The sequence below is a fragment of the Cognatiyoonia sp. IB215182 genome (assembly GCF_033963905.1).
In the GTDB taxonomy this organism is placed as follows: domain Bacteria; phylum Pseudomonadota; class Alphaproteobacteria; order Rhodobacterales; family Rhodobacteraceae; genus Yoonia.
In genome coordinates this window covers 330,157-343,710 of record NZ_JAXBMB010000001.1, presented here as the reverse complement: position 1 = coordinate 343,710, position 13,554 = coordinate 330,157, and the positions used below count along the sequence as shown (strand labels likewise).

At 58.5% G+C, this 13,554-nt stretch carries 10 protein-coding genes; 6 read left to right on the top strand and 4 right to left on the bottom strand.

The window, feature by feature from the left end; translation table 11 throughout:
- Window positions 1-2 precede the first annotated feature (2 nt).
- The 3 genes from SLH47_RS01775 to SLH47_RS01765 all read right to left on the bottom strand — a co-directional run bounded on the left by SLH47_RS01775 (window position 3) and on the right by SLH47_RS01765 (window position 4,518).
- A complete protein-coding gene (locus SLH47_RS01775) occupies window positions 3-788 on the bottom strand; it encodes an aspartyl/asparaginyl beta-hydroxylase domain-containing protein (protein ID WP_320237577.1) in 786 nt (261 codons plus the stop codon).
- The gene (locus tag SLH47_RS01770; protein ID WP_320237576.1) at window positions 785-1,468 is read right to left on the bottom strand and encodes a winged helix-turn-helix domain-containing protein; all 684 of its coding nucleotides are present in this window, start codon (window positions 1,466-1,468) and stop codon (window positions 785-787) included. Before SLH47_RS01770 ends, SLH47_RS01775 begins: the two co-directional genes overlap by 4 nt.
- A gap of 614 nt (window positions 1,469-2,082) precedes the next feature.
- Window positions 2,083-4,518 carry an FAD-dependent oxidoreductase gene (locus SLH47_RS01765; protein WP_320237575.1) on the bottom strand — a complete coding sequence of 812 codons (2,436 nt, stop codon included), beginning with the start codon at window positions 4,516-4,518 and terminating at the stop codon, window positions 2,083-2,085.
- Between the two features lie 182 nt (window positions 4,519-4,700).
- Here SLH47_RS01765 and SLH47_RS01760 point away from each other — a divergent pair, with 182 nt between their 5' ends.
- On the top strand, window positions 4,701-6,227 hold the full coding sequence (locus tag SLH47_RS01760) for a trimethylamine methyltransferase family protein (RefSeq protein ID WP_320237574.1): 1,527 nt from the start codon (window positions 4,701-4,703) through the stop codon (window positions 6,225-6,227).
- Here the strand turns inward: SLH47_RS01760 and SLH47_RS01755 are convergent.
- Window positions 6,224-7,198 carry a LysR family transcriptional regulator gene (locus tag SLH47_RS01755; protein WP_320237573.1) on the bottom strand — a complete coding sequence of 325 codons (975 nt, stop codon included), beginning with the start codon at window positions 7,196-7,198 and terminating at the stop codon, window positions 6,224-6,226. The genes SLH47_RS01760 and SLH47_RS01755 overlap by 4 nt on opposite strands.
- A 170-nt stretch (window positions 7,199-7,368) precedes the next feature.
- Here SLH47_RS01755 and SLH47_RS01750 point away from each other — a divergent pair, with 170 nt between their 5' ends.
- The 5 genes from SLH47_RS01750 to SLH47_RS01730 are packed head-to-tail and all read left to right on the top strand — an operon-like array spanning window position 7,369 to window position 13,519.
- The gene (locus tag SLH47_RS01750; protein WP_413785606.1) at window positions 7,369-8,712 is read left to right on the top strand and encodes an ABC transporter substrate-binding protein; all 1,344 of its coding nucleotides are present in this window, start codon (window positions 7,369-7,371) and stop codon (window positions 8,710-8,712) included.
- A 60-nt stretch (window positions 8,713-8,772) separates the two neighbouring features.
- On the top strand, window positions 8,773-10,014 hold the full coding sequence (locus tag SLH47_RS01745; RefSeq protein ID WP_320237572.1) for a sugar ABC transporter permease: 1,242 nt from the start codon (window positions 8,773-8,775) through the stop codon (window positions 10,012-10,014).
- The gene (locus tag SLH47_RS01740) at window positions 10,011-11,219 is read left to right on the top strand and encodes a carbohydrate ABC transporter permease (RefSeq protein WP_320237571.1); all 1,209 of its coding nucleotides are present in this window, start codon (window positions 10,011-10,013) and stop codon (window positions 11,217-11,219) included. The genes SLH47_RS01745 and SLH47_RS01740 overlap by 4 nt, the downstream gene beginning before the upstream one ends.
- On the top strand, window positions 11,219-12,466 hold the full coding sequence (locus tag SLH47_RS01735; protein ID WP_320237570.1) for an MGH1-like glycoside hydrolase domain-containing protein: 1,248 nt from the start codon (window positions 11,219-11,221) through the stop codon (window positions 12,464-12,466). The genes SLH47_RS01740 and SLH47_RS01735 overlap by 1 nt, the downstream gene beginning before the upstream one ends.
- 3 nt (window positions 12,467-12,469) lie before the next feature.
- Complete coding sequence (locus tag SLH47_RS01730) at window positions 12,470-13,519, top strand: ABC transporter ATP-binding protein (protein WP_320237569.1); 1,050 nt, start codon at window positions 12,470-12,472, stop codon at window positions 13,517-13,519.
- The last annotated feature ends 35 nt before the right edge of the window (window positions 13,520-13,554 follow it).

Sequence of the window (13,554 nt, the reverse complement as noted above, 5' to 3'; positions counted from 1 at the left end):
CTTCACGCTGCCTTTTCGTATTTCGCGCGCGCCGCAGCAGTTGCTGCTGAAGCACGGTCGCGCATTTCGGCTGGAAGCAGATCGAAGATGATGTGGATCCGGTCTTCGTCGCCGTCGTTGAAGGCTTCATGCATCTGGTCGTTGTCAAACCACCACAATTCGCCTTCCTTCATACGAACTTCCTCTTCTCCTGCTTTCAGCCAGGATCCGGCAGAGGATTTCAACACGAAGTGATAGCGACCGCGCAGGCGATAGTATTCGCCCCGGTCGATATGCGGGTAGACACGCTTGCCCGCAGGCAAGCAGACGATCTTTGCACGGCTGAGATCTGCATCGAGTTCGGCAGACACGTCCTCCAGAAAGGCACGTGCAACTGGGAAATTGACCGAACCCGTCGTCCAGCGGCTTTCGTGAACATCACGCCGCGCGCGCCCAAGGATCATGGATTTGCGCAACCCCCGCAACGGGACGGCAAGCGCTTCTCTTTGTACAGCGATCTTTTCTTGACGGCCCGTCGCGTTGGCCCAGGCGTCATCGACGGCGGCGATTTCTGTTAAGAACGGTTCTACGGGTACATTTACACGAATTCTTTTGAAGTACTTCATATCGCTCTCCTTGCTGTTGGACACGGCCCACCACGGGCAGTGCTTTAAAAAACGCGTCTCCGACCCTTCGAGATTTGATTTAAGATCGAAGCTGACGGCGGACTGACAGGCAGGTACCGAACAGTTCCGTCGGCATAATTTTGCTTTCCGGCACGGTTTGTGACGTTCCATCGAAAGGGTCATAGGCGGCCTCCCTCAGCGCTCTTCAGGCTCCACCCAACCCCGCGATGCGCCACGATGCGGGCCAGGCATCCCGCATCCTTCAGGCTGCGTCGTAACCGGGACAGGACCGCTTCAATCGCGTTCGGGGTCAAAACCGCATCGGGTCCGTAAACCCGGGCCTCTAGCCTCTGACGCGGGACGATGTGAGGGGCAAACCTGACAAGCAGTGTCAGCGCTGCGAGCTCGCGCCGCGACAGCGAAAGTGGCGCACCGGCGAATGCGGCGTATCCTGCATCCGGACTGACAGTCAGACCCGCAGCACGAAACATTTTGCCGGACGGGCCCGCCATCTTATCAACCATGGCTTGCATGCGAGACGTCAGTTCTGGCATCGCGACAGGGTTCGAACCCGCAGCCATCGGGCACAGCGCCTCTTTCGACTTTCGTCCCATCAACGCTTCATTCGGGACAAGCGCAATCATGGGAATATGGGCGCTATCTTGCTGCTGGTCCAACAGCCTTTGCACCGCACGATCAAGCCGCGAAAGATCGACGATAGCGAGGTCGTATTGATCGTCCGCGTCGTGGTCGGGGCACTTGCCGGAGTGGCGCTCGACCTCAAAACGAAACCCCTTAATCAGAAGGCGGGCCGGAAAGGTTGTGGGTTGTGTATCGGATCGCCTGATGAGGAGCAGTTGCATGGTCGTCTCGCCTTGTTGGTAGGGGTCATCGCGATGTGCCGTGATGTTGCTGCGATAGTGGGAACCCGGCCGCGAAACGCCATAATCGGTGGGTTTAAAAACTCAAAAAAAGGGCCGCATATAACGTTTGTTTACGCGAGCCTCCGGGCGGTGAAATCTCAGAAAATCCAACATTACTTGGCGTTGCGCAGGCCTGCAGATGGCACATCCGTGCCTCGCGCTAAGCGTGTAAATGTTTAATGACAGCCACTCCACAGACCGGCGCGTTCTCCGTCATACTCCTTCGGTTTATGAACAGATTGCCGCCGCGTCATGAATACTGATTGTCAGGCTTTTCGGTCAGGCTCGGATTGACCGAAAACCGGCCTTTGAAAACCTGAAAAAGTCGGCGATTGAGGCATCGCGGGCCCCTTCCGAATCAACTGAATGAGAGAGATTTTCGGGTCTCCCGAATACATCTTGAAAGGTGGGCGCCTACAGAAGGGCTTGAGGCGGCTTGTTTTGACAGGCGCTCCAAACCAATAGCGGCATCAAACCTTACTACGAAGGAGCTTCGCGCAGACCGCAGCCAAACATCTCCCGCACTTTGCGACCTTCGGTCCTGAGCGCGGATCCTAACCTCGCATCAACGCGTGTCCCGGGTCGTAAGGCGAGGGCGCGATTACAGTTGCCGGCGCCATCTGACCGCACAGATCCAGCTCCATCACTTCGCCAATCGCTGCAAACTCCGGCGCCACAAATGCAAGGGCGAGGTTCATTCCGACCCGATGCCCCCAAGCGCCTGATGTGACGGTGCCAACAACCTTTCCTTCCAGCATGAGCGATGCGCCACCATGGGCTGGTGCGTGTGTTGAGGTAACGTCGAGCGTGACCAGTTTCCTACACGCACCTTCCGCATGCCGACGCAGAAGTGCGTCCTTGCCCACGAAGTCGCCTTTATCGCGCCTGACGAAGCGCTCCAGCGCCGTCTCGAACGGGTCATATTCGGTCAGAATATCTGCCTTCCAGTGCAGAAAACCTTTTTCCATGCGCATCGATTCAATGGCGCGGGCGCCAAAGAGCTTCAAGCCATGGTCCTCGCCCGCTTTCCGCAGCGCAAGGTATGCCGCGTATAGCGACGCATTGGGCACATGGATCTCGTATGCCAGTTCGCCTGAGAAGCTGACCCCCATGACGGTGACCGGGGCGAAGCCGATGAAGCATTCCCGGACCGAGAGCCATGGGAATGCCTCTGCTGACCAGTCGGCTCGGCTGACCGCCTCCAGCACCGCGCGCGATTTGGGTCCTGCGAGGACAAGGATCGTCTGGTCATTTGTCAGGCTTCTCAGCTGGACATCTTCGCCCGGTCGGATATGCGCCGTCAGCCAGTCCAGATCATGCCATTCCGCCGCCGCCGCTGACCCATACCAGACCCGCGCTGACCCGCGATCCGAGGCGGGAAGATTGGCAATCGTTGCCTCGCATTTGATCATGCCCTGATGGTTGAGCAGGTAGGAAAGCCCGACCCGCCCGTCGCGCTTAGTTACGTTGCCGCAAATCATCCGGTCGAGAAAAGCATGCCGGTCGGCACCGGTAATTTCGATCCGGTTGAAGCCGTTAACCTCGGTCAGGCCGACATTGGTTTGCACATTCCTGACCTCGCCCGCGACCAGATCGAAGGTTTCGTCAAAATCAAAGCCAAGCGTTGGTTCGAAATCGGCATGCGGCTTGATGTAATCCAGCCGCTCCCATCCATTGACGACCGTGAACGCCGCTCCTTCCGCCGCAAGTACCGGCGTGAGCGGCGTTGTTTTTGCCATCCGTCCTGCCGGGCGCTCTTCATGTGGGAAGTGAAAGCGGAACTCGTTCTGGTAATCCTCAATGGCCTTCAGCGCGGTCAGTTCGGCATTTGCATGTCCCGTGAAACGCCGTGGATCAAGGCACCAGGTGTCATAGCACGCCTCTCCATGCACGATCTGCTGCGCCAGAAGCCAGCCATGGCCACCCCCCTCGCCAACCCCCGCACGCAGACCGATTATGCAAAAGGCGTTGCGCTTGCCCGGGATCGGGCCAACCAATGGCGCCCCATCGATTGTGTAGGTGATTGGCCCATTCACAACTCTTTTGATCCCAACCTCGGTCAATGCGGGCATCCGCGCGAACGCGCCTTCCATCACATCCATCACCCGATCCAGATCGTCCGGGCAGAGATCATTGGCAAATGACGGGCTGATCCCGTCCATGCCCCATGTCTTGCAATCTTGCTCGTAGAACCCGACCAACAGTCCGTTCTTTTCCTGCCGGGCATAATAGTCCGAGATCGGGCATCGCAACAGCGGCATCCGGTGCCCTGCTGCGGCGATGGCCGGTATGTCTTCGGTCACGAAATACTGGTGCTCCATCGACGCGACCGGATGATGCACACCCATCATCGCGCCCACTTCGTTCACGCGGTAGCCACATGCGTTCACGACGATATCCGCATCGATGTTCCCCTTTGTGGTTTCCACCGTCCAGGTGTCATCCGCATGCTGAGTCAGACTAACGACCGGCGTGTGGCGATAGACCTCGGCCCCGGCCTTACGGGCATGGAACGCGAGTGCCTGACACAACTGTGCGGGATCGATATCGCCATCTTCGCCGTCCCAAAGGCCTCCCAATAGGTTCTCCGTCGAGATCAGCGGATGGCGGCGGGCGCATTCGGCGGCGTCAATGACCTCGAACTCAGCACCCATACCGCGCGCCATTGAGGCGAAATGCCGATAGCCCTGCATCTGCGCTTCGGTATTGGCCAGCCGAATACCGCCATCGCCATGATGGTAGCCCACCGGGTAATCCGGATCATCGCGTAGCTTCTTGTAGAGCGCGATGGAGTGCGATTTCAGGCCAACCATCGTCTGGTTCATGCCGAAATTCGTCACTTGGGCGGCCGAATGCCATGTGGTGCCGGAGGTCAGTTCGTCCCGCTCGATCAGGACAACGTCGCTCCAGCCTTGCTGCGTCAGGTGATAAAGTGTCGAACACCCCGCGATGCCCCCGCCGATGACCACAACTCTTGTGCGCGATTTCATGCAATATCTCCGCCGTTCCCCGCGCCGTGACAGGGACGGGTTTCGGCGGGGGTGACAACCTCATTTGATAATTTTCGATTTTTTAGAAATACAAATCCTAAGATTTCGAAATATTGACTTCGCGGTTGCCGTCTCCTGGAATTCCGGACCTCTTTCCGACACCACTGATCAGGAAGTTGTAAATGGCGCAGGGACCCAAACGCGCAGGGCGGGCAGAGCGGATTGCACGACGCATGGCAAAGCCCGTGTTCGACCCTTGTCCGCCTGGCCAGCTTGGCGGCGCCTACAAACCTCTGACCAAAGCGGAACTGGATCGCATCTTCGATACCGCCCTTCTTCTTTTGGACAATCTCGGGCTGGGCGCGGTTCCGGGTCGGTTGCGGGCCGACCTTCTGGCAGTGGGTGCCCGCGACAATGGTGCGGGCCGGATCCTTTTGCCGCCGCCTCTGGTGCAGGATGCGATTGACCGGGCCGCCAAGACCTTTGTGCTGCATGGCCGTGATCCGGCACGTTCGATTGAGGTTGGCGGCAACCGCGTTCACTTCGGAACCGGCGGTGCCGCAGTGCAGACGCTTGATCTCGACAGCCGCATTTACCGGCCTGCGACGCTGAAGGACTTGCATGATTTCACGCGGTTGCAGGATACGCTGACCAATGTGAGCTGGTATACGCGCTGCTGCGTTGCCACCGATGTGTCGGACATTTTCGACATGGACGTGAACACCGTCTACGCCTTGTTGCGCAACACGACAAAGCCTGTCGCAACATCCTTCACGCTCGCTGCGCACGTAGCGCCCATTGTCGAAATGCTCGACATCGCGTCAGGTGGTGCGGGCCAATTCGCGAAACGCCCGTTCCTGAAGGCACATATCAGCCCGATCATCTCACCGCTCGCCTTTGGCGAGGATGCGGTGGATGTCGTCTATGCATGCATTCGCCACAACATCCCCATCTCTTGCATCACGGCAGCACAGGCTGGCGCGACAGCACCCGCGACCCTCGCGGGATTTCTGGCGCAATCCCTTGCCGAAACACTGGCGAGCCTCGTGATGGTGCATGCAATCCAGCCCGGTTTTCCGATGGTTTTTTCAAACTGGCCGCTCGTGGTTGATTTGCGCACCGGCGCCTTCGCCGGGGGAAGTGGAGAAACCGCGTTGCTCAACGCCGCCTCTGCTCAGCTTTCGAATTGGCTGGGCCTGCCATCCGGTGTCGCTTGCTCCATGACTGATGCCAAGGCCATCGACGCGCAATACGGGATGGAAAAGGGTCTTACCTCGCTTGCCGCCGCACTTGCCGGCGGGAACCTGATTTACGAAAGCTCAGGCATGACCGCGTCGCTTCTGGGGGCGAGTTTTGAGGCCTTCGTTCTGGATGATGAGATGCACTCGAACACCTATCGCATCCTGCGCGGCATCGAAGTGAGCGAAGAAAACCTCGGCTATGAGGCCATCATGGATGCCGTCTTTGGTGACGGGCATTTTCTGGGCGGCGCGCATACCCATGCGGCTATGGAGCGGGACTACTTCTATCCCGCCCTCGCGGACAGACAGGAACCGCGCAGTTGGGCCGAAAGTGGCGCGCACGATGCATGGGACCGGGCCCATGCGCAGGTCCGCGCGGTGCTGCGCGACCATCAGCCGGAATATCTGACCAAGGAACAGGATGATGCGATCAAGGCGCGCTTTAACATCCTGTATTCGCCAACCTAGTCGATCAACCCAAACTGATCTTGCAGCCACGGCGTCTGCGCAATAGTCGGCGCGATAACATGCGAGTCCAATGAGGCGCGCAGCTTGTTGTTCACGATATCCACCAAAGAACGTGAACAATCCGGTGTGACCACCAGCGACAAGGTGCGCGAAAAACGCTTGCCCGGAAACGGATGCATTGTCAGCCGGGGCTGAAAGCGCTGTGCTCTGGCAAAGAGCAATGGGGTTGTGATGGTCCATCCAGCCCCCGACGCGACCATCGCCATCAGGGTCTGATTGCTCCCGCATTCGAACTTGTCCGGCAGCGACACACCCAATCTGCGCAACTGCGCCTGAATCTGCCGCGCGATGATCAATTCGCTTGAGAATTGCAGAAACGGCAGCTCCGCGCGCCCCGCAATAATGTCGTCGGGCGAGGCCGTCCCCGTTTTGGGCAGGACCATGACGAACGGATCGCGCAGCAATGGCTGGTCTTCCAAGTCCCGCATCCGCTCATGCGGGGTGACGGTGATACCCAGATCAAGCTTGCGATCACGTAACATCCCGATGACCTCATGACTTGAGGCTGTGTGATAGAGAAAGGCACAATCGGGCATCAGATCCGCCAGATGCACGGCAAGATCGGGGGTCACATCACTGTCGAGGTCTTCGATCATGCCCAGCCGCAGATAACTGGCACCGGCCAGATCACCATTCGTTGCCTCGGCCTTTGCCTTGCGGATGGCGTGCAGAGCGACATCAATGTTCCGCAGAAAAACCTGACCCTTTGGCGTCAGCACCATGGGCCTGCGGGTATGGTTGAAAAGCTCTGTGCCAAGATGGTCTTCAAGACAGCGCAGATGATGCGAGACGGTACTGATCGCGAGGCCGGTCTCATCCGCCGCTTCTTTAAGCGACCCACTGCGGGCGCAGGTCTGGAAGATCTCCAACCATTTTAGGCTAAGCCCTTTGGGCGAGGAAAGTCTGGACATGAACAACGGGTCCGGCATCAGAAAACGTGCGTTGCAAGCTTCCGCCATTCGGCACGCCATTGCCATCGAAATCGGAAAGGCTGCCCGCTGCCCATCATTCAGAAGACTTGCCAAAAGGCATTTCGCGCGGCTTTTATGGGTGCAGGAGAGGAACAAGTGGGGAGGAAACGATGAAATCTCAGATGGTGCATTTGGGACTGGCGGTGGCATTGCTGCTGCCTGCGACGATACTGCAAGCGGACACGATCCGCTTCTGGACAACCGAAGAACAGCCCGAACGCCTTGCGCGGCAAGAGGCGCTTGCCGAGAAGTTCAACGCCGCAACCGGGCATGAAGTGGAGGTCATCCCGGTTTCGGAAACCGATCTAGGCACACGCGCGACCGCCGCGTTCGCTGCCGGCGATCTGCCCGATGTGATTTACCACACGCTACAATATGCCTTGCCATGGGCCGAGGCGGGCATCCTGGATACCGGTGCTGCGACAGATGTGGTCGAAGCCCTTGGTGCCGACACCTTTGCGCCCGGCGCGCTGGCCATGGCCGAGTTCGAGGGCGATCATGCTTCCGTCCCTGTGGACGGATGGACCCAGATGGTTGTCTACCGGGCAGACCTTTTTGAAAGCGCGGGACTGGAGCCGCCCACCAGCTACGACAATGTGCTTGCGGCGGTCGAAGCGCTGCACAACCCGCCAGAGATGTATGGTTTTGTCGCCGCCACGAAGGTCGACGAAAACTTCATGAGCCAGGTGCTGGAACATGTGTTCCTGGCCAATGGCGTGTCACCGGTGGGGGATGATGGCTTTCAGGAACTAGATGAGGCCGCCACGACCGAGGTGCTTGATTTCTACAAGGCTATTGCTGAGGCGTCGCCCCCAGGTGAGCTTTACTGGGATCAGTCGCGGACACTCTATTTTTCAGGCAATGCGGCAATGATCATCTGGTCGCCTTTCATTCTTGATGAACTTGCTGGCCTGCGCGACAGCGCCCCACCTACGATCAACGACGATCCGACGTCCAGCGAACTGGCCAGCAAAACCGGGATTGTGACGAATTTCTCCGGCCCATCGAACCCCGATGGGGCCGCCTGGGCTGACATCCGCTATCTTGGCATCACGAGCGACGCCAATACGGATGTGGCGATGGAATTTGTCGAATTCTCGATGTCGGAAGGTTACACTGAAACGCTGGCAATTGCGCCGGAAGGCAAGTTTCCGGTGCGCAACGGCAATGCCGACAACCCTACCGCATACTCAGAGGCCTGGGCCACGCTTGATGTCGGTGTCGATCGCCGCGCGCCGCTTGGTGATCTTTATGCCCAAGAGATGATTGATGAGATCGTCGGCGGGCTGGATGTGGCGCAACGCTGGGGTGTTACCGAAGGTCAGCTTGCCCTGTCGAGCCGCATGATCAACAGTCAGGTGATCAACCGGATAGTCCGGCAGTATATCGATGGTGAAGTTGACGCCCCCACTGCGGTGGCCAACCTCAACGCTGAACTCGGCGCCATTGAGTAACGACGACGGGTTCGGGCCGGGCGGCCACCGCCCGGCCTACGCATCCCGCGTCACAAGACCATGGCACTGACTTCCGATCCGAAACCACCAACCGGCACGACGCCGCTCGCAAAGCGTCAGGCCCGTTTGGCCTATGGCCTGCTTGCCCCGACGCTTTTTGCGGTTTCTCTGGTGGTTGTGCTGCCGCTTCTTGCGATCTTCTGGATCAGCGTCAAACCCGTGGCGCTCGCCGATCTACGACCACCAACGGCCATTGCGCGCGAGCAGTTTCGCGGATCGGGCGACGACATGCGGATCGAATACCGGTTGCGCAATTCCAGCCAGGACAAGATCGTTTCAGACGTCGTCCTGGCGGACACAATTCCTGATGTTGTCACCATTCGCGGTGATCTTCCCGCCGAATGCACGTTGGATGACGGCACTCTTACCTGCCGTGTGGATGAAATGGAGGGCGGCTATAATGAACGGCTCATCATCCCGGTCGCTGCCGACGATCCCGATTTGGCCGAAGACGTGGTGGAGGGGAGTGACCCCATCGTATCGGGCCGCGGCGACAACGTCCTGATCAACACGACCTTCACGCTTGAGAACTTTGCTGACGTTTTCGACGGTGGCGAGTTCTGGAGTGTGCTTTGGGTCACCCTGTTCTACACCTTCTTCGGTACCATTGGTGCGATCATATTGGGCCTTTTCGCCGCTCTGCTCTTGGATCGCCAATTTCGAGGTCAGGGAATACTGCGCGGGCTCTTTCTGTTCCCTTACGTCGCCCCGATCATCGCGGTCGCCTTCACATGGATCATCCTGTTCGACCCGTTTTCGGGCAGCGTTAACGCGCTACTTGTCCAGATGGGCGTTGTTGACAACGCGATCAATTTCTTCGGGCAACGGCCCTTTGCCCTAATCATGGTGACGGTCTTCGCCATGTGGGGCTATTTCCCATTATGCTTCCTCTTTATCCTCGCGCGGATGCAATCCATTCCCGAAGACATGTACGAAGCCGCTGAGATGGACGGCGCCAGCCCGTTTCAGATGTTCTGGTATCTCTCCATTCCGCAGCTTTTGGGCATCCTGTCGGTCCTGTTCCTTCTGCGCTTCATCTGGACCTTCAACAAGTTCGACGACATCTTCCTGCTGACCGGAGGCAATGCCGGGACACGCACCCTGACCGTGAACGTCTATGAGCAGGCCTTTGCCGTCTCAAATATCGGTGCGGGCGCTGCGGTGGCGGTGGTGATCTTCTTCTGCCTGTTGCTCTTCAGCGTCTTCTTCTTCCGCTTCATCAGTCGGGAGGAGGGGCTGTGAAACTGTTTTACAACGGCAATATCACCGCGACACTGCTTGGCGCTTTCTGGATGGTCATTCTGTCCACCACCGTTGCCGTAACGATGTCCTTCCTGACGGGTGAGCCATTTCGGCCAGTGATCTGGCTGTCACTGGCATGGGGCGCCGCACTTGGATTGATCACGCTTTACACGCCGCTTGGCCGGTTGGGACCATGGGCCGTGGCCATTCTGGTCATCGTCGCAACATCATTCGGTGTCGGCCCAATCGCGATCGAGGCGTCACTCTATCAATCTGCCATTGCTGCCGTCCTTTTGGGTGCGTCATTTGCATGGACCGTGCGTTGGATCTTGCAGGACCTGCCCACCGGCACGCTAACACGCCACGAGTTTGAGGCAGCGACCATCCGTTTCCTGATGGGCTTTGGCTACATCTTCTTTGTCGCCATCGTCTTGATCCCGTTCTACGTGATGGTCATGACCAGCCTGAAAAATCAGGCGCAACTCGTTCAAAACCCCCTCGACTTCTCACTGGATCTGAGCCGGGGTTGGGCGCTTTTCAGCAGCTATGAAGAGCTTTTGACCGAGTTCAATTTCGGTTCTTACCTTTGGACGTCCTTCTATGTTTCTGTTCTGACCGTCATCATTACCCTGATGTTTTCAATACCCGGCGCCTATGCAATCGCGCGCCTGCGTTTCAGGGGGCAATCGGTGATGTCTCGGTCCATCCTGCTCATCTACATGGTACCAATGATCGTTCTGGCCCTGCCGATCTACATCGCGTTTTCGATGACCGGCCTGCGGAACACGATCATCGGGATCATCATGATCTATCCCGTCACGACCATTCCCGTGGCACTTTATATGCTGCAAGGTTACTTCCGTGGCCTGCCGCATGAGGTGGAAGAGGCCGGGCTGATGGACGGCCTGAACAGGTTGCAGGTGATCTGGAAAATCACCCTGCCTTTGTCCCTGCCAGCCCTGGCCAGCGTATCGCTTTATGTGTTCATGATTGCCTGGAACGAGTTCCTGTTGGCGTTCATGCTTTTGGACGACCCCTCCAAATTCACGCTGACCCGGGGCATTGCCAGCCTCAACTCGTCCGAGATCCCGCGCCAGCACCTGATGGCAGGCGCGGTCATCGCAACAGTCCCGATCATGGCGATTTTCCTGGGGCTGGAGCGCTTTGTCACCAAAGGAATAACCGCCGGATCGGTCAAAGGCTGATGGCGACGGGACTGGACAGCCAAGCGCAAGACATCCTTCGCACGAATGATCGTGGCGGCTACACCGTGCCGACGGCGGGGCTTTATCCTTATCAGTGGAACTGGGACTCGGCCTTTGCCGCACTTGGCTTTGCGCAGTTCGACATGGACCGTGCCTGGGTCGAGCTTGAGACGCTGTTCGCCGGTCAGTGGGATGATGGCATGGTTCCGCATATCCTGCATCACGTGGTCAATCCGGGCTATTTTCCGGGGCCAGAGGTCTGGGGCTGCAATGGCCCCAGCCCATCATCCGGGATCAGCCAGCCCCCGGTTGCGGGGACGATTGTGCGGAAACTCTATGAGCTTGATCCTGTCATGGGGGAGGCCCGCGCACGACGTCTTTTCCCCAAGCTGCGGCGCTGGCATGACTGGTTCCTAAAATGGCGCTCTCACGAAGGGGCGATCTGTATCACGCATCCTTGGGAAAGCGGGCGCGACAATACCCCGGATTGGGACGGTGCGATGGCGCGGATCGACCCCAAGGATGTGGGCGAATATGACCGGCGTGACACCAGCCATGTCGATAACGCGATGCGCCCGACACGCTACGATTACGACCGGTATATCTGGCTCGTCCAGCGCGGGCGGCGCCTGGGCTGGGATCAGGCACAAATGGCCGAAGACAATCCGTTTTTCGTGGCCGATCCGACGATGACATTCACCCTGCTGCGGTCGCATCGCGACCTCTTGGCGCTAGGTGAGGCACTGTCCGAAGATGTGGCCGGCATGACCGACGACATCGCCCAATTGGAGGCTGGCGCGGCGACCCTATGGAACGATGATCTGCAAAGCTATGATGTGCGCGATACGGTGAACGGCGCTTGGGCCAATTGCATATCGAACGCGTCTTTCCTGAACTGGTATGCGGGCATCCCCTCTGACGGTCAGGCCAAACACTTGGACCGCATCATGGATCTGGTGAAATACCCCCTGCCCAGCCACGACCCCGCCAGCCCGAAGTTTGAACCCAAACGTTATTGGCGCGGGCCGACCTGGTCGATGATGAACATGATGATTGGCGAGGGGCTCATCGCGCGTGGCAACCCCCAAGGCGAACGCCTGCGGGATGCTACGATGCGGTTGATCCGGGACCACGGGTTCTCAGAGTATTTCGACCCAACCGACGGCTCACCGGCCGGAGGGCAATCATTCACTTGGACGGCGGCCATCTGGCTCGCCTGGGCAAGTCCTAACGCAAGGAGGGCGTAGATCATGGGTGCGATCACACTAAACGCCGTAGAAAAATGGTTCGGCGCAGTGCAGGTGATCAAGGGCGTCGACCTTGACATCGCGGCAGGCGAATTCGTTGTTTTCGTCGGCCCGTCGGGGTGCGGGAAATCCACCCTATTGCGCATGATCGGGGGCCTAGAGGATATCAGCCGCGGCTCACTTCTCGTGGGTGGGCGCGACGCGACCGCCGAACCACCTTCCAAACGCGGGCTGGCAATGGTGTTTCAAAGCTACGCGCTTTATCCGCATATGTCGGTGCGCGACAATATCGGGTTCCCGCTCAAAACCGCAGGTGCGCCGCGCGGGGAGATCGAAGAGAAAGTCAATCAGGCCGCGGATGTCCTGAAGCTGGAGACCTATCTTGACCGGCGACCAAAAGACTTGTCGGGCGGTCAAAGACAGCGCGTCGCCATTGGCCGTTGCATCGTGCGCGACCCAACTGCATTTTTGTTTGACGAACCCTTGTCCAACCTCGACGCAGCACTCCGCGTCGAAATGCGCTACGAGATTGCAAAGCTGCATCGGCAGCTCGACAAAACCATGATCTATGTCACCCACGATCAGGTTGAGGCGATGACACTGGCTGACAGGATCGTCGTGCTGGACGCTGGGAAGATCGCGCAAAGCGGATCACCGCGCGAGCTTTACGAACGGCCCGCGAACCTATTCGTCGCACAGTTCATCGGCAGCCCCAAAATGAACATCCTGCGCTGCGAAACCTCTGGCGACACCTACCAACTTCCAGGAGCGCGAGGCGGCGCCTATGCAGGCGATCACCCAGCCGTCCATCTGGGCATCCGGCCCGAACACATTACGATCGGTGCGGTAGGTGAGGGGCAATGCGATGGCGTGGTTGAAGTCGTCGAATATCTCGGCGCCGACAGTTTTATCCTGATCGATTGCGGCGATGTCGGCACGCTCACGGTGCGGGCGATCGGCGACACGAAGCTGCGTCCTGGCGAAAGCGTCGGATTGACCTTTGACAAAGACCGCCTTTCGTTCTTCGACAAAGAGGAAAACCGCATTCCATAATGCTGTTCAACCAAAGCTACGCCAGAGCCGTGCGA

What these genes read in the sequence shown, in the direction of transcription:
- SLH47_RS01775 (WP_320237577.1), bottom strand. Translation starts at nt 788, where the DNA reads ATGACCCTTTCGATGGAACGTCACAAACCGTGCCGGAAAGCAAAATTA.
- SLH47_RS01770 (WP_320237576.1), bottom strand. Translation starts at nt 1,468, where the DNA reads ATGCAACTGCTCCTCATCAGGCGATCCGATACACAACCCACAACCTTT.
- SLH47_RS01765 (WP_320237575.1), bottom strand. Translation starts at nt 4,518, where the DNA reads ATGAAATCGCGCACAAGAGTTGTGGTCATCGGCGGGGGCATCGCGGGG.
- SLH47_RS01760 (WP_320237574.1), top strand. Translation starts at nt 4,701, where the DNA reads ATGGCGCAGGGACCCAAACGCGCAGGGCGGGCAGAGCGGATTGCACGA.
- SLH47_RS01755 (WP_320237573.1), bottom strand. Translation starts at nt 7,198, where the DNA reads ATGTCCAGACTTTCCTCGCCCAAAGGGCTTAGCCTAAAATGGTTGGAG.
- SLH47_RS01750 (WP_413785606.1), top strand. Translation starts at nt 7,369, where the DNA reads ATGAAATCTCAGATGGTGCATTTGGGACTGGCGGTGGCATTGCTGCTG.
- SLH47_RS01745 (WP_320237572.1), top strand. Translation starts at nt 8,773, where the DNA reads ATGGCACTGACTTCCGATCCGAAACCACCAACCGGCACGACGCCGCTC.
- SLH47_RS01735 (WP_320237570.1), top strand. Translation starts at nt 11,219, where the DNA reads ATGGCGACGGGACTGGACAGCCAAGCGCAAGACATCCTTCGCACGAAT.
- SLH47_RS01730 (WP_320237569.1), top strand. Translation starts at nt 12,470, where the DNA reads ATGGGTGCGATCACACTAAACGCCGTAGAAAAATGGTTCGGCGCAGTG.